Raw genomic sequence first — 13,767 nt, forward strand, 5'->3', positions numbered from 1 at the left:
TCGCCTGTGAAGAACACCACGCGTGATGGATGCGTGTGATTCAACAATAACAGTCCAATCAGATTGCTCGCGAATCGCTGCCCCCGCCAGCTCCCTCTCCTTCAGAATCCGCCTCCATGAAAATAATGCAATGGGGCGAGCTGGGGCAGATGTTGAGCGGACACGCCGAACCCCGAGGATGCTTCATCCAACAGTTGGCGAGGGAGGACATCCCACAGCTCACCGAGCACTTGCGCGACTGGTATCCAGACATCCAGGTCGGCACGGAGAGTCGTCACCTGGAGCCCACTTTTTACGAGCGGGAGTTCTTCCTGCGCGGAGAGAGTCCTGACCGCTCCCTGTATGCGATGCTGTGTCGCTCCCAGGAGCGGAACGAGATCATCGGGCTGCTGACGCTTGAAAAGAACGTGCGGGGGTTGCAGATCTCCGCGCCCATGGGGGCGATCAAGCCCTCGCACCGGGCCATGGGAATCGGTCAGTTGGGTGTCACGGTCCTGGAGGCCGTGGGCCGGAGCATTGGCGCGGAAGTGGCCCTCTACTATTCCACGCTGAAGCTTGCCCGGGCCCAGCTCAACGCCGAACACCACGGCTTCAAGCTGGTGGGCATCGTCCCGGCCTTCGATATGGATGCCATTGCCCCCGGCACCGTCAAGCGTGTCTACGAGGCCATCTACGCCAAGGTGCTCACCGGCCCGGAGCACGTCCACATCCCTGACTGGAATGCGCTCATCCCGTCCACCCGGGCGCTCTTCACCCACCTCTTCGGAGCCCACCCCATCCACCTCGCCAATGCGCCGGTTCAGGAGCAGAAGCATGGTTGAGCTCCGCACCTTCGACGGCGACGCCAAGGAAGCCTCCCGCTTCATCAATGGTGTCTGGCAGGAGCTCTACGGCAAGAAGCTTCCCCTGGCCATCTGGGACGAGCACTTCTTTGACTGGCTGCTCTTCCGCGAGGGCAAGGCCCCACGCGACTACCTGGTGGGCGCGTACGCGGACGGGAAGCTGGTGGGAACGCTGTTCGCGGAGCCCGCGAGGATCCGCCTGGGCACACAGGACGTGGACGGCACCTATGGGAGTTGGGCCAGCGTGGCCCCATCGCACCGGAGACAGGGCATTGGCGGGAAGCTGGCGCAGGAAATGTTCCAGCGACACCGTGAGAGGGGAGCGCGGCTCCTCCTGGGCTGCGTGGCCGCGGGAACGGATGGGGCGGGCTTCTGGCACCAGACGAAGCATGCGCGCATCCTCAATGGAATGGGGCTCTGGGTGCATGTCTTTGACGCCCAGGCACTGACTCGCTGGTCGATGCACGCTTCGGAACGCGCGCTGTTCACGATGGCGCGTCCGTTCCTCCGGCACCGGTTCCGGCGAGCGCAGGCCCAAAGCATCCGTCCCTACCGTCCCTCGGACCTTCCCCGGTGCATGGCACTGGTCCAGCGGATGATGAAGGCCGTGACGCTGGGCTACGGGTACACGACGGAGCGACTGGCGCATCAGCTTCAGTACCGCGAGGTGCCGCGCACCTTCGTGCTGGAGCAGGCAGGTGAAGTCCAGGGGTTCGTCAACAGCTACTCCCTGCGGATGACGGGCCGGGAGACCATGACCGCGGAGGTCGTGGACATGATGGCCTTCGAGGACGCCGTGCCCGTCACGGAGCGGCGGCGACTGTTGCAAGTGGCGATGCAGGACATGGAGCGTCGGGGTGTGAGCTGCGCTGCGATGCTGCGGGGCCCCTGCATTCCCGCCTCCCTGATGTGGCGCGCGGGTTGGGTGCCATTCCCCGGAGAGGCGAACGTGACGTGTCTGCTGCCGGCTCCCGGCGTGGAGCTGCCCGCGGCCCCTTCCGTGTTCACGCACCTGCGCTGACGCAATGTGACTGACTCTCTGCCGTGTACCCGCGCGGCGCGCGGCCTTGCTGACCCCGGCAGTGGCCCTTCACGGCCCCTCCGCTCCGGCCCTCACCCTCAACATGGCTTCCATCCCGCCTCTCTGCGGAGCGAGCTCGGGCGGAGACAAGAAGGGCCCGGAGCCGTTCAACAATCCGTTCCGCAACCTCAAACGCCGAGACCGCTCCGTGCGGAGATTTTCAGTGACATCGCGGCTTTCAGGTAAACCTTGACCGACACTCTCGTACGCTGTTGCATCAGCACCTCACCAGAGAAAGGGAGTGTCATATGTTTCTTCGTGGGCTCGCGATGTTCGCCGTCGTCTCTGTCTTCGGGATGGGCTGTGGTGGCGCTGAAGTGACGGACGGTGCCGAGATCGGTGTGCAGCCCGGTCAGGACTCCGCCGGGCTCCTCAGCAGCTGTGAGACGCTCCAGACCCGCCGCTGTAGTCCGGGGGCGGAGACGGGCTGCCAGTGGGCCAATGGCACCTTTGGCGAGTGCTTCTGCCAGGAGATCCCCGCCAACAAGTGGGTCTGCTTGAGCAACTGAAGTTCCTGCGGAAACCGCCGTCACCCGGTCAGGACTCCGCGGTGCTTGTCGACAGCTGTGAGACGCTCCAGGCCCGCAACTGTGTCTATGACACGTCGACAGGCTGTCAGTGGGCCAATGGCGCTCAGGGGGAGTGCTACTGCCAGGATGTCCCCTTCAACAAGTGGTTCTGCTGGGTCAACGACTGACGTCCGTGCCGCGACTGCCTCTTGCCGGCGCTGTGCCGGCAAGAGGCAGGTCTGGTTGCGCGCCAGCAGCCGGGAGAAGCGGTTTGCTCGACGTCCGTACGAGGATTTTCAGGGCCTACGGCTCCGGCGGCAGCAGCGCATAGGCAACGTCCAGGACGTGCTGGAACTGCGCCTCCGTCATCTTCAGGTGCACGGCCGCGGCGGCGACGTCACCGGGCGGAAAGGCGCGCATGGCGCGCGGGGTGAACCAGTTGAAGAGGGTGACGACGCCGCGTACCAGGGCCGAGTGGGTGAATACGGCCGTGGGCGGAATGACGAAGCCCTTGGGCACCTTGTTGAGCGCCTGCTGGCGCTGGGAGGCATTGGGGCCGGGCCCTTCCGCCAGCACGAACTGCGCGGTGCCGGTGTCCCGGAAGGCGGCGATGAGCGCGCAGTAGTGCACCCACTCGTCCTGGGCGGGAGGCAGGGAGTTGTGCGCCACCACCAGCACGGTGCCCACAATGGCCGTGCCCATCGTGCGGCCCTTGAAGGCGCCCTGCACATCCGGCGCGCGGAGCGCCGCCACGGAGTCACCCGGCCCAGGAGATGCGGTCATGCGCGGAATGCTCACCTGGAAGCCGCGAGTGCCACCACTCACCGCCAGTGCGCCCCCGCGTGAGTCGTGGGCGCACCACTTCCCGGGTGAAGGCTCACACCCTCGCTACTGGCAGGCGATTCCGGGCAGGCCCCGGTAGAGGAGGGCCCACACGTGAAGGCGCTGGGCAACACCCTCGACGGCAGGGCCCAGGGCATGGTGCTGAACTTCACGTTCGCCAACTGGGGCCAGTCGTGCGCCAGCACCCTCAAGTACTGCATCGACGCCATCATGGCCCCATCTCGGGCCAGGACCTCCCATGACTCACCCTGACGCATCCCCCGACTTCGACCCGCAACTGGCCGCCCTCCTGCCCGCGCTGGAGGGATATGTGCCCTTGAAGATGACGCTGGATCAGCTTGAGCACTTCCGTGGCTTGAGCCGCGTGACCCGGGAGGACCTGATCGGCGACGCGAAGGTCAGCTGCGTCGATGACAGCATCCCCGGGTATCAGGGTGCCGGGATCACGGTCTCGGTCATTGCCCGGCAGGACCACTCGGCTCCGGGGCCTGCGGTCTACTTCATCCATGGCGGCGGAATGGTGATGGGGACCCGCTTCGCGGGAGCGAAACCGCTCGTGGACTGGGCGCTCCGTCATGACGCGGTTTGCGTGACGGTCGAATACCGGCTGGCGCCCGAGCACCCAGCGCCCACCCTGGTGGAGGACTGTTACGCCGGGCTTGTGTGGATGGCGGCGAACGCCGACCGGCTGGGGTTTGATCCGAACCAGTTGGTGATCTTCGGCGGGAGCGGCGGTGGCGGTCTCGCGGCGGGAACCACGCTCCTGGCCCGGGATCGGCACGGCCCGAGGCTGTTGGGACAACTGCTGCAATGCCCGATGCTGGACGACCGCAATGAGACGGAGTCCGCCCATCGGTACGACGGCGCTGGAGTCTGGGACCGTACCAGCAATCTGACAGCCTGGCGGGCGGTGCTGGGCGACCGCTGCGGGGGGCCGGAGGTGTCTCCCTATTCCGCGCCCGCGCGTGCAACGGATTTGCGAGGGCTGCCTCCGACCTTCATCGACGTCGCGGCAGGGGAGACGTTTCGAGATGAAGCCGTCGCCTATGCGCGCGGAATCCTGGCGGCGGGCGGTGAGTGCGAGCTGCACGTCTGGGGCGGAGCCTTCCATGGCTTCTATGACATTGCCCCGCGGTCCGACGTGGCGCGTGCCTGCATCGCGACGCGCGACGCGTGGCTGGGACGGATGTTCGCGCGGGGTGCCGCGGGCAGGGGCACAACGCCTGTCCCATGACTGCCCATGCCCCCGCGCGCCTGGACCGACTCAATCTCAACAGCCGAATCGATTGCAACTCACTTGATAGTGATGCAGGGCGTCACTGACAGTGGAATTGCTATTGGCCATGGAGTGGTGCTCCAAGCCGTACCAGTCCTGGCGATACCAGTCGCCTACTGTGAACGAGGCCGCCTGCGGATTGGGCGTGCCGTAGGGCGTGCCGTAGCCAAACGCGTGGACGCTCACGAAATAGTCAACGAAGTCTGGCAGAACCCGTGCACCGGAAACCATGTTGTAGACAGCCAGGTTGTGGGTGGTGGGAAACTGCGCACCGATATCGCTGGAGTAAGTCCTCCAATAGTCATTCATGTTCATCAACGGGTTGAGTTGCCCTGAACCATTGGTTCCAAATTCACCGTCATTGACGTGACACACTCCGTCGAAGATGTGGATGATGAGCGGGATCTGGGGAAAGTCCTGTTTGAAGCGTCGGCCCAGTCGCGCAGCGAGACATCCCCCCCGACTGTGGCCCGCAAGGTAGATGGACTGCAGATTGTTTGCGTAAAACTTATCCTTCAACCATTCGTAATAGGCGTTTTCGATCTCCTGCTTATTGGAGGGAGTGAATCCGTAATTGAAACGGGCGTCGAACGCGAGGCCCATGAATGTATCCTCCGGGCTGCGATACACTTCCGCCATGAGGCGATAAGCCAGCGAGTCGCTGGTGATGGGAACCCACTGCGATCCGTCGTCATCGCGGAATCCATTCTTGAAGTGCTTATCCTGGCCAGTGAGGCGCGACTCATGATCGCCATCCTGCTGTCCCGCAGCGATGAACACCAGGTGGCGTACGCCATCCCGGCCTGGATTGAAAGGTTGGGCCAGATAAGTCCTCTTCTGCTTGTCCTGGGCTACATTGAAGTAGTCCCACCAGTGGAATTCGGAGCGGGTCTGAGTGCTGTTGCAAGGTAGAGGGAACCGGTTGCGGCAGCTGCGCACCCTTTCCAGGTTCACAGCTCCCAGCTTGGGGGCGCAGTCCGAGCGACACGAAGCAGCAGTCTCACCGCTAGTGCAGAAGCCATCCCCGCATACTGACCCGCAGTCTTGGGAACAATTCCAGGAGCGCTCACCGCCAGCACAACATCCGTCGCCGCAAACGGCGCAGTCCATGCAGGAATACATGGTCTCGTCTCCGTCACAGATTCCATTTCCGCAGACCCCCTCGTCTGGCAGATACGCGGCCTTCGCGGCGAATTCGATTTCGATTCCGCAGCCCTCGCCGAAGGGGGCGGGAATGCGCTCCATGACACTCTCAACTCCGGCAGTGTCGTCGCCCCACTCCGGAGGCAGTGTCGTCGCCCCACAGGCCGACAACAAAGGCAACACACAGAGTACCAACCACATTCGCGAGCGGCAGCATTGCATATCGGAAAACTCTCTATTGAAGGAAGAGACTGCAAATCCAGCCTACCACGCACAGGGGCAGGTAGAGGGAAGGGCAGGCCTGGGCCGACCCCGGGGCCCTCACGGTCCTGGTGGGCAGTGCTTCCGGCAGGCGTTGGCCGGGCGCCCGGACACCGCAGGGCTCACACGTCAGGGAGTAGCAGTCCCATTCACCCGGTCAGCCAGTGGCCGAAGACCCGTTCGAGGCCTCCCGCGCCTTCGCAGCGGCTCACGGTAAACGGCTTCTTGAGGCCGATGCGCGTCGGAATGCTGCCGGACTGGCGTGCTGCCAACGTTTGAATGCACGGCTGAAGGAAGGAATACTCTCGTACCCTACGCGGCCCGCGATGGTTGCTACCTTCTCGTCGGTATCGCGAAGAAGCTCGGCGGCCCGCGCGACGCGCCAGCGTGCGAGGTACTGGAGCGGGGACTCGCCCACGAGATGCGTGAAGCGCGCCGCGAACCCGGAGCGCGACATGCCTACGCGCCGCGCGAGCTTGTGAACGGTCCAAGGCTCCCCGACCTGGGCGTGCATGAGGCTCAGCGCCTCATGAACCCGTGAGTCGGCGAAGGCGGCGAGGCCGTTGTGCTTGCACGAGCCGTTGGCCGCGGTCGAGCGGAGTGCCAGAACGAACAGGACGTCGGCAAGGCGCTGAAGCACGATGCTGGTCGCCGGCCGAGGCGATGCACTCTCGGTGAGAATGAGCTGGACCGTGGCCTGGATCCACGGGCCCGAGGTGGGGTCGCTCGCCGACAAGATGACGACGGGCGGCATTCCCTGGAGGAGCATCGGCTCACGTCCATGGCTCAGCTCGAAGAAGCCCGCGATGATCGCGGTGACCGCACCGCGCCCCCCGATGCGCCGTGGGGCCAGGCTGGGTGAGTAAGGACCGTCGCAGACGGGGACCGGGTTGCTGTCAGGCGCGTCGCGCAGCACGTGGGCGGTACCGCGCGGGATGAACCCTATCTCTCCGGGCGATAGGATGTGTGCTTGCTCCCCTTCGACTTCGAGCCGAGCGCTGCCGCGCGCGACGAGGTAGAAGCTGGCGCGATCGCGGTAGGGGACGCGGAGCCCCCACGGCGCGCGCGCCTCAAGGGGTCTATAGAGGGCATGCCGGATGAGCGAGGCGCCGAGCACGTCGGCCACGACGTCGCTCCTTGGGTCTTGGAGATCCAGCTGTTCTGGCGTTTCGGATAGGTTTTTTGGAGTTTTCGGCATGGACCGTCCATAGCACGCGCACTATTCAAGGGGCAGGCGCGAACGGACTCTCCCACCGCCACCTGATCGAGAGACTCGCCGATCGAGGAAGGAAAGCAGGACATTCCATGAGCAAGCCAATCACTGTCGCCGGAGATGGGGCCGTCAGTGCGCCGACTCCTGTCATCTCTGTCAGCCCGGTTGTGCTGTCAGCGCCGGGACGTGGCGAGGATCTCCATGTTCGGGTTTCCGCGCCCGCAACCGGAAGCCAACTCCCAATCATTGTCTTCGCGCACGGATTTGGATCTTCATTGGAGGGCTATGCCCCGCTCGCGAATTACTGGGCGGCTCACGGTTTCGTCGTGATTCAGCCCACCTTCCTCGATTCGAGGACGTTGGGCCTGCGTCCAGACGATCCACGGACCCCGTTGATCTGGAAGTTTCGTGTCGAAGACATGAAGCGCATCCTCGACCAACTTGACCTCATCGAAGGTTGCGTTCCGGGGCTGACGGGACGTCTTGACCGAAGCCGCATTGCCGCGGCCGGGCATTCGTTCGGAGCGCAGACGACCGGCATGTTGTTGGGGGCGCGGATCATCGGTCCTGACGGAAGCGTGGGCGAGGATCTGTCCGACCCGCGGATCACCGTGGGCGTCTTGCTGGCCGCGGCTGGCCGAGGAGGCGAAGATCTCAGCCCGTTCGCGGCCAGGCATTTTCCGTACATGAACCCGAGCTTCGCCGAAATGGCCGCGCCGGCCCTCGTGGTCGCGGGCGATAGGGACGACTCTCCGCTGAGCGTCCGGGGACCGGACTGGTTGACGGATGCGTACACGCTGAGCCCAGGGCCCAAGTGGCTGGTCATGCTATTTGGAGCCGAACACATGCTCGGAGGGATTTCCGGGTATCTCGTGACGGAGACAACGGACGAGAACCCCGAGCGAGTCGCGGCGGTCCAGCGGCTGACCTGGGCTTACCTTCGCAGTGCGCTCTATCCCGGAGATCCCGCCTGGCCCGTAGCGTGTACCGGGTTGATGGAGAGCCCAGATTCGCTGGGGAGGGTTGAAGGCAAGTGAACGCTTGAAGAGCGATCCGCACAGCGCTGGTTTCAACCCCTCCACGACAAAGGCCAGTCGCCAGCAACACGGGTCAACATCATCGTCGCTGTCCGCGTCCAGTCAGTGCTTCCTGTGAGCCCGGCGGCCTTCGTCCTCCACGACGGCCGTCGCCACCTTCTCCGCCGACTCCCGCAGTTCCTCATCGGGCGGCGAGTGCCAGGACTCAAAAGCAAACAGCTTGTTCATCAGCTTGCCAGCCTGATAGCCCGGACGCAGGGCCAGTGCGTCGAACATCCACCCCAGGGCCCGGTCCGCGAAGACATACCAGGACTCTTCACAGCCCGTGGCGTCCATGGTGATTTGAAGCACTTCCACCATTCCGTCCGCCAGGGCCAGCACCCGGATGTCGTCGTCCCCGGGCTCCGAGGGCAGGCCCTCCCGGAGGGACTGATACACCGCATCCAGCTTGAACAGCCACGCGCGACGCTGCTCCAGGGCGTTGATCATGAGCTGGATGTTGTCCTGGACCCGCATGTTCGGCGTGGGGCGCTGGTTGAAGAAGCTGTGACACCAGCAGTAGCCCCCCATGCTCTCGTTGCCCAGGTACACCCCCGTCTCCGTGTACCAGGCCGGCAGGTTCTCGTTGAGCAGGTGTTGGATGTGCTTCGCCATGTCCTTGCGCTGCTCGTCCGTCAGCTTGCGCGTCCCCGGCGGAACCCGGGGCTCCAGGTACGCGCGCAGCACCTTGGCCAGCCGCTCCGGCTCATAGCCGTCCATGCTGTCGCGGATGAGCTGCCAGGAGAAGCTGGACGTCTTGCTCATGGCGTCACCTCGTCGTTCAGCGCCGCCACCGACACCCGCTGCGCCGAGGCCCGGAACGCCTCCGGCGGCGGTGGTGACCACGACTCGAACACGAACAGCGTGCCCATCAACGCCTGTGTGGATTCGCCCACCGACACGTCCAGAGCATCGAAGCACCAGTCCATCGCCGACTCCGCGACCTGATACCAAGCCTCTTCGCAGTACGTCTCCGCGGCGGTGAAATCCACCGTCTGGACCAGCGCCTCCGCGAGCACCGTCGCCTGGAGGCCCTTGTCACCCCGCGCCGCGAGGAACCGGGCGCGCGCGGCTTCAAAGAGGGCATCCAGCGCATACAGATACTTCCGGGTGCGCTCCAGCGCCTCCAGCATGGCCCGGACGTTGTCATCCACGTCCAGGTTCGGCGTGGGAACGCTGTTGAAGAACGCGTGGCACCAGCAATAGCCCCCCAGGTTCTCGTTGCCCAGCGGCAGGCCGCTCTCGGTGTACCAGGGGCCCAGGGTGGCGCCGAGCAGGTCCTGCACCTGGTGCTTGAAGGGCGTGAGCACCCCTCGGCTGAACGCGCCCCCTCCGGACCTCATCGACCGGAGCGGCGCCAGGATGTCGCGCAACCGGACCGCCAGCGGCTCCGGCGCGTAGGTGCCCAGGCTCTCGCGGATGCGATTCCACGGGCGCTTTGAAGGATCGCTGCTCATGGCTGCACCTCGTTGCGACACGGGGCGTCCGGCCCCGCGATGCTCCGGGCCAACAGACGCGCGAAGCGCACGTAGCGTTCCGCGTCTCCCGGACGCTTGGGAAACAGCACGATGGGCGCCAACGGTGGGGTGGGCAGCCCGCCCCGCCGCAGCATGTATTCCAACCACAACCGCGCCGCCCTCGCGTTCCCGTCCGGGAACGGGTGGAAGAAACACAGGTCCAGGTACAACCGGGTGGCGTGCGCCACCGGATGGCGTTCCTCCCGCGCCTCTCCCTCCACCTTCCCGACGAAGGCCGCCTCCAGGCCCGGGGCCTGCGCATAGCGGTGCGCACCCCCGTGCGCGAAAGCCTCCCCGGTGCGAAACGCCGTACGCACCCCCAACACCGTTTCCTGCACTTCCACCATCCGGGAAAACGTCAGCGCCTCCCCCGCATCCGCCCACTGCCGCACCCGTGCCAGGGCCCGCTCGAAGCGCTCCGTGCGCTCGGGCCCCTGGGGCTCGTGGGCGGGCGCGTCATGCCGGAGGAGGAACTCCTCCTGGGCCCCCGTCTCCCGGAAGGGCTGTCTTCCTGCCGCGTCCAGGTCCGCCCGGAGCGCCGGCAGGGCCCAGTCCAGGGCTTGCATGGCGTCGCGGTGGGGACCGAGCTGCTCGGTGGCGGAGGGGGCTTTCACTCGGGGGCCGGGAGGAAGGCGGGGAGGGGAGGGCCCAGCATGGCACGGCCGGGGTGACAAACACCCTGGTCGGAGGACCCTCCGGTGGGTCATGGAGTGGAGCACCGGCGCACAAACGCGTAAACAAGCGCGTCTCGCAGGGAAAGGTACTGAATGAAGACGTTCCTCGTGGTCAACCCGCGCAGCGCCAACGGGCAGACGGGGAAGCGATGGGTGGAGATCTCCGCGCAGGTGGGCCGGGTGCTCGGCGAGTTCGGGCACGGCTTCACCAGCGGCGGCATGGATGCGGCGCGGCTGGCGCGGCAGGCCATCGATGATGGGTATGAGTGCATCGTCGCGGTCGGCGGCGACGGCACCCTCAACGAGGTCACCAACGGCTTCTTCCGCGACGGTCAGGTCATCAACCCCCAGGCGGCGCTGGGGCTGTTGCCCCGGGGCACCGGCGGCGACTTTCGACGCACGTTCGGGTGGGACCTGGAGCTGACGTCCGCGCTGGAGCGGCTGCGCACGGAGAAGACAGAGCCCTTCGACGTGGGCCGGTTGGACTTCATCGACAACGACGGCCAGCCCGCCACGCGCTTCTTCGCCAACATCGCCTCGTTTGGCGTGAGCGCGGTGGTGGCCCGGGAGGTGAACTCCGGCAGCAAGGCGCTGGGCGGCAACCTGAGCTTCATGTGGGGCACCGTGAAGGGCCTGGTGAAGTACACCGAACAGCAGGTGCGCCTGACGTTGGATGACAAGCCGCCGGAGACGGTGAGCGTCACCGCCGTGGCCGTGGCCAACGGGCGCTACTTCGGCAGCGGCATGTTCGTCGCCCCCGACGCGCTCACGCACGACGGCCTCTTCGACATCACGCTCTGGTCCAACTACAAGCTGAGCGACTTCGTGCTCAAGTCCAAGGGCGTCTACAACGGCGACCACGTCACCTGGAAGGGCACGCGGCGCTTCCAGTGCCGCACCCTCCACGCCGAATCACAGACGGGCGACGTGTACCTCGACGTGGACGGTGAGACGCCGGGCCGGCTGCCCTGCACCATGACCATCCTGCCCGGGGCCATCCGCCTCAAGGTGTAGCGCCCGGACGCGGGTGCCCGCGCGAGGTGTCCTCCACCGGCGCGGTCGCGCTCGCAAGGGGAGAAGGGCGATACCAGCTCGTCTGGCCAATGAGGTTCCGGGAGAAGCCGTCCTCCGCCAGGGGGGCGGCCTCCGCGGCGCCCAGCACCAGGTAGCCGTCGAAGTGCAGCATCCGCCGCACGCGGGCCAGCACCGCGCGCCGGGTGGGCGCGTCCCAGTAGATCATCACGTTGCGCAGGAAGATGACGTCCACCGGGGTCTCCGGGTGGAAGTCGTCCATCAGGTTGAGCGGGCGGAACTCCACCGGCTTGCGCACCTGTTCGTTGAGCCTCCACCCGTCGCGCTCCTGGCGGAAGTAGCGCTGGCGCAAGAGGGGCGTCAGGCCCCGGTGGACCTCGCGCGCGTCGTAGCGGGCTTCGCTCGCGCGTCCCAGGGCGCGGGTGGAGAAGTCGGTGGCGAGGATGCGCACCGTCCAGCCGGTGATGAGCAGCCCCGCTTCCGCCAGCGTCATCGCGACGCTGTAGGGCTCCTGTCCGTAGGCGCACGCCGCGCACCAGATGCGCAACGTGCGCGTCCGGCCTCGCCGCGCCAGCAGGGCGGGCAGCACCGTGGTGCGCAGGGCCTCGAACACGGACGCGTCCCGGAAGAAGGCCGTCTCGTGGTTGGCCAGGGCCTCGGCCAGCCGTTGATGGAGCAGGGTGTTCTCGGGCTGGGCGCGCAGCCGGGCCACCAGGGCGGTGACGTCCGCCACGTGCTCCTCGCGCACGAGCGAGGCGAGCCGCGTCTCCACCAGCGCGTGCGTGTCGTGCTCCAGCACGAGCCCGGACAGCCGCAGCACGCGCTGCCGCAGCCAGGCGAAGTCGTCGTGAAGCAGGGGCATGCTCAAAGCCTCCGTCCGCGCGCTTCCACGCGCCGCACCAGCTCCGCGGCCACGTCGTCCAGCGGCAACACCCCGTCCGCCAGGCCCGCCTGCTCCACCGCGCCGGGCATCCCTCCGATGACACAGGTGGCCTGGTCCTGGACCACCACCTGTCCGCCCGCTTCATCCACGCGACGGCAGCCGCGCAGCCCGTCCTGTCCCATGCCCGTGAGCACCACCGCGAGCACGCCCGGGCCATACACCTCCACCGCCGAGCGGAAGAGCACGTCCACCGCCGGACGGCAGGCATTCTCCGGCGGCCCCTGGTGCGTGAGGATCCGCACGCCGGTGGCATCCGAGGAGAGGGCGAGGTGGAAGTCCCCCGGAGCGACCCACACCGAGCCGGGCCTGATCAGGTCGCCGGAAACGGCCTCGCGCACGCGCAGCTTGCTGACGCCCTCCAGCCGCTCCGCGAGCAGCCGCGTGAACAGGGGCGGCATGTGCTGCACGATGAGCACCGGCACCGACAGGTCCGCCGGCAGCGCGGACACCACCCGCACCAGCGCGCCCGGGCCTCCGGTGGACGCGCCGATGACGATGATCTCCACCCGCGCCGGACCCTGCGGCCTTGGCGGATGCAGCCTGGGAAGGAGCCCCGGTCCCCCCGCGGCGCAGGTGTTGCGCACGTGGAGGGCCTTGAGCTTGCGCACCAACTCATCGCGCACCGCCTCCACGGTGATGTTCATCCCTCCGGAGGACGTGGGCTTCGTCACGTAGTCGCGAGCCCCCAGCGCCAGCGCCTCCAGCGTCAGCACGCCCGCGCGTTCGGTGAGCGCGCTGAACATCACCACCGGCAGCTCCGGCGCGCGCTGCCGCAGGAGCTTCAGCGTCTCCAGTCCATCCAGCTCCGGCATCTCCAGGTCCAACAGCACCACGTCCGGTTGGAACTGCTCCACCTTCGCCAGCGCGATGCGTCCGTTGGCCGCGGTGGCGACGACCTCCAGGGCGGGGTCGCTTCCCAACAGCAACGACACCTGTCGCCGCACCACGGCTGCGTCGTCCACCACCAGGACCCGGATGGTGTTCATGGGAGGTTGCTTCACCGGGCCGCGTGCGCGACCGGGCAGCGGCCCGTCGGGATGCTGGGGGCCGTATCGCCGCCGTACACCTCGTGCCGGGGCCGGCTCGCGAGGATCGCGCTGGCGCCCCAGTCCGTCACCCGGTGGAAGGCCTCGGACGCGATGAAGGCGTCGAAGCCCTCGCGGCTGTGCCATTCGGAGACGATGAGGTAGCGCCCGGCGGCTCCCACGCTCCGGAACAGCTCCGTCCGCGCATGCGTGGGCAGCGTGCGCATCGCCTCCAGCACGAGCGCGAACTTCTTCTCGAAGGCCTCCGCCTTGCCCTCACGCACTTCGTAGTTCATGCCAATGGTGACCATCCGCCGCCTCCTTGGTTCCGG

General features: G+C 66.6%; 17 protein-coding genes. 8 read left to right on the forward strand and 9 right to left on the reverse strand.

Features of this window, described 5'->3' with window-relative positions:
* Positions 1-116: 116 nt before the first annotated feature.
* The 4 genes from OV208_RS16330 (at position 117) to OV208_RS16345 (ending at position 2,620) form a co-directional block, all read left to right on the forward strand.
* On the forward strand, positions 117-821 hold the full coding sequence (locus tag OV208_RS16330) for a hypothetical protein (protein ID WP_267574755.1): 705 nt from the start codon (positions 117-119) through the stop codon (positions 819-821).
* On the forward strand, positions 814-1,863 hold the full coding sequence (locus OV208_RS16335) for a GNAT family N-acetyltransferase (protein WP_267574756.1): 1,050 nt from the start codon (positions 814-816) through the stop codon (positions 1,861-1,863). Before OV208_RS16330 ends, OV208_RS16335 begins: the two co-directional genes overlap by 8 nt.
* 308 nt (positions 1,864-2,171) lie before the next feature.
* A complete protein-coding gene (locus OV208_RS16340; protein ID WP_267574757.1) occupies positions 2,172-2,432 on the forward strand; it encodes a hypothetical protein in 261 nt (86 codons plus the stop codon).
* 41 nt (positions 2,433-2,473) lie between these two features.
* Positions 2,474-2,620: a hypothetical protein gene (locus OV208_RS16345; RefSeq protein WP_267574758.1), complete on the forward strand. Its 147-nt coding sequence runs from the start codon at positions 2,474-2,476 to the stop codon at positions 2,618-2,620.
* Between the two features lie 115 nt (positions 2,621-2,735).
* Here OV208_RS16345 and OV208_RS16350 read toward each other — a convergent pair whose 3' ends face one another.
* On the reverse strand, positions 2,736-3,215 hold the full coding sequence (locus OV208_RS16350) for an STAS/SEC14 domain-containing protein (protein ID WP_267574759.1): 480 nt from the start codon (positions 3,213-3,215) through the stop codon (positions 2,736-2,738).
* A 153-nt stretch (positions 3,216-3,368) separates the two neighbouring features.
* On the opposite strand from OV208_RS16350, the gene OV208_RS16355 reads away from it, so the two are divergent.
* Both OV208_RS16355 and OV208_RS16360 read left to right on the forward strand, forming a co-directional pair.
* Positions 3,369-3,527, forward strand: coding sequence for a hypothetical protein (locus tag OV208_RS16355; protein WP_267574760.1), 159 nt, complete (start codon positions 3,369-3,371; stop codon positions 3,525-3,527).
* Positions 3,514-4,509: an alpha/beta hydrolase gene (locus tag OV208_RS16360; RefSeq protein WP_267574761.1), complete on the forward strand. Its 996-nt coding sequence runs from the start codon at positions 3,514-3,516 to the stop codon at positions 4,507-4,509. The genes OV208_RS16355 and OV208_RS16360 overlap by 14 nt, the downstream gene beginning before the upstream one ends.
* Positions 4,510-4,545: 36 nt before the next feature.
* Here the strand turns inward: OV208_RS16360 and OV208_RS16365 are convergent, their stop codons facing one another.
* Both OV208_RS16365 and OV208_RS16370 read right to left on the reverse strand, forming a co-directional pair.
* On the reverse strand, positions 4,546-5,796 hold the full coding sequence (locus OV208_RS16365; protein ID WP_267574762.1) for a hypothetical protein: 1,251 nt from the start codon (positions 5,794-5,796) through the stop codon (positions 4,546-4,548).
* 367 nt (positions 5,797-6,163) lie between these two features.
* Positions 6,164-7,081 carry an AraC family transcriptional regulator gene (locus tag OV208_RS16370; protein WP_267574763.1) on the reverse strand — a complete coding sequence of 306 codons (918 nt, stop codon included), beginning with the start codon at positions 7,079-7,081 and terminating at the stop codon, positions 6,164-6,166.
* A 179-nt stretch (positions 7,082-7,260) separates the two neighbouring features.
* Between OV208_RS16370 and OV208_RS16375 the strand changes: the two genes are divergently transcribed.
* Positions 7,261-8,205: an alpha/beta hydrolase family protein gene (locus tag OV208_RS16375; protein ID WP_267574764.1), complete on the forward strand. Its 945-nt coding sequence runs from the start codon at positions 7,261-7,263 to the stop codon at positions 8,203-8,205.
* A 102-nt stretch (positions 8,206-8,307) separates the two neighbouring features.
* Here OV208_RS16375 and OV208_RS16380 read toward each other — a convergent pair whose 3' ends face one another.
* Genes OV208_RS16380 through OV208_RS16390 form a run of 3 tightly spaced genes read right to left on the reverse strand, consistent with a single transcriptional unit; the run spans position 8,308 to position 10,375 of the window.
* Positions 8,308-9,009: a hypothetical protein gene (locus OV208_RS16380; RefSeq protein WP_267574765.1), complete on the reverse strand. Its 702-nt coding sequence runs from the start codon at positions 9,007-9,009 to the stop codon at positions 8,308-8,310.
* Positions 9,006-9,701, reverse strand: coding sequence for a hypothetical protein (locus OV208_RS16385; protein ID WP_267574766.1), 696 nt, complete (start codon positions 9,699-9,701; stop codon positions 9,006-9,008). The genes OV208_RS16380 and OV208_RS16385 overlap by 4 nt, the downstream gene beginning before the upstream one ends.
* Positions 9,698-10,375 carry a Fic family protein gene (locus OV208_RS16390; protein WP_267574767.1) on the reverse strand — a complete coding sequence of 226 codons (678 nt, stop codon included), beginning with the start codon at positions 10,373-10,375 and terminating at the stop codon, positions 9,698-9,700. The genes OV208_RS16385 and OV208_RS16390 overlap by 4 nt, the downstream gene beginning before the upstream one ends.
* A 153-nt stretch (positions 10,376-10,528) precedes the next feature.
* Between OV208_RS16390 and OV208_RS16395 the strand changes: the two genes are divergently transcribed.
* Entirely contained in the window at positions 10,529-11,449 is a 921-nt protein-coding gene (locus tag OV208_RS16395) for a diacylglycerol/lipid kinase family protein (protein WP_267574768.1), read from the forward strand.
* Here the strand turns inward: OV208_RS16395 and OV208_RS16400 are convergent.
* From OV208_RS16400 to OV208_RS16410, 3 genes are read right to left on the reverse strand one after another with little or no spacing between them, the layout of a single operon-like run.
* Entirely contained in the window at positions 11,439-12,329 is an 891-nt protein-coding gene (locus tag OV208_RS16400) for a CheR family methyltransferase (RefSeq protein WP_267574769.1), read from the reverse strand. The genes OV208_RS16395 and OV208_RS16400 overlap by 11 nt on opposite strands.
* A 2-nt stretch (positions 12,330-12,331) precedes the next feature.
* Complete coding sequence (locus OV208_RS16405) at positions 12,332-13,396, reverse strand: protein-glutamate methylesterase/protein-glutamine glutaminase (protein ID WP_267574770.1); 1,065 nt, start codon at positions 13,394-13,396, stop codon at positions 12,332-12,334.
* An 11-nt stretch (positions 13,397-13,407) separates the two neighbouring features.
* Positions 13,408-13,746 carry an antibiotic biosynthesis monooxygenase family protein gene (locus OV208_RS16410; RefSeq protein ID WP_267574771.1) on the reverse strand — a complete coding sequence of 113 codons (339 nt, stop codon included), beginning with the start codon at positions 13,744-13,746 and terminating at the stop codon, positions 13,408-13,410.
* Positions 13,747-13,767 lie beyond the last annotated feature (21 nt).

The organism is Corallococcus sp. bb12-1 (genome assembly GCF_026626765.1).
Classification (GTDB): Bacteria; Myxococcota; Myxococcia; order Myxococcales; family Myxococcaceae; genus Corallococcus; species Corallococcus terminator.

Bases quoted from the DNA above. Each gene is read 5' to 3' on its own strand.
- OV208_RS16330 (WP_267574755.1), top strand. From the start codon at position 117: ATGAAAATAATGCAATGGGGCGAGCTGGGGCAGATGTTGAGCGGACAC.
- OV208_RS16335 (WP_267574756.1), top strand. From the start codon at position 814: ATGGTTGAGCTCCGCACCTTCGACGGCGACGCCAAGGAAGCCTCCCGC.
- OV208_RS16340 (WP_267574757.1), top strand. From the start codon at position 2,172: ATGTTTCTTCGTGGGCTCGCGATGTTCGCCGTCGTCTCTGTCTTCGGG.
- OV208_RS16350 (WP_267574759.1), bottom strand. From the start codon at position 3,215: ATGACCGCATCTCCTGGGCCGGGTGACTCCGTGGCGGCGCTCCGCGCG.
- OV208_RS16360 (WP_267574761.1), top strand. From the start codon at position 3,514: ATGACTCACCCTGACGCATCCCCCGACTTCGACCCGCAACTGGCCGCC.
- OV208_RS16365 (WP_267574762.1), bottom strand. From the start codon at position 5,796: ATGGAGCGCATTCCCGCCCCCTTCGGCGAGGGCTGCGGAATCGAAATC.
- OV208_RS16375 (WP_267574764.1), top strand. From the start codon at position 7,261: ATGAGCAAGCCAATCACTGTCGCCGGAGATGGGGCCGTCAGTGCGCCG.
- OV208_RS16380 (WP_267574765.1), bottom strand. From the start codon at position 9,009: ATGAGCAAGACGTCCAGCTTCTCCTGGCAGCTCATCCGCGACAGCATG.
- OV208_RS16385 (WP_267574766.1), bottom strand. From the start codon at position 9,701: ATGAGCAGCGATCCTTCAAAGCGCCCGTGGAATCGCATCCGCGAGAGC.
- OV208_RS16395 (WP_267574768.1), top strand. From the start codon at position 10,529: ATGAAGACGTTCCTCGTGGTCAACCCGCGCAGCGCCAACGGGCAGACG.
- OV208_RS16400 (WP_267574769.1), bottom strand. From the start codon at position 12,329: ATGCCCCTGCTTCACGACGACTTCGCCTGGCTGCGGCAGCGCGTGCTG.
- OV208_RS16405 (WP_267574770.1), bottom strand. From the start codon at position 13,396: ATGAACACCATCCGGGTCCTGGTGGTGGACGACGCAGCCGTGGTGCGG.
- OV208_RS16410 (WP_267574771.1), bottom strand. From the start codon at position 13,746: ATGGTCACCATTGGCATGAACTACGAAGTGCGTGAGGGCAAGGCGGAG.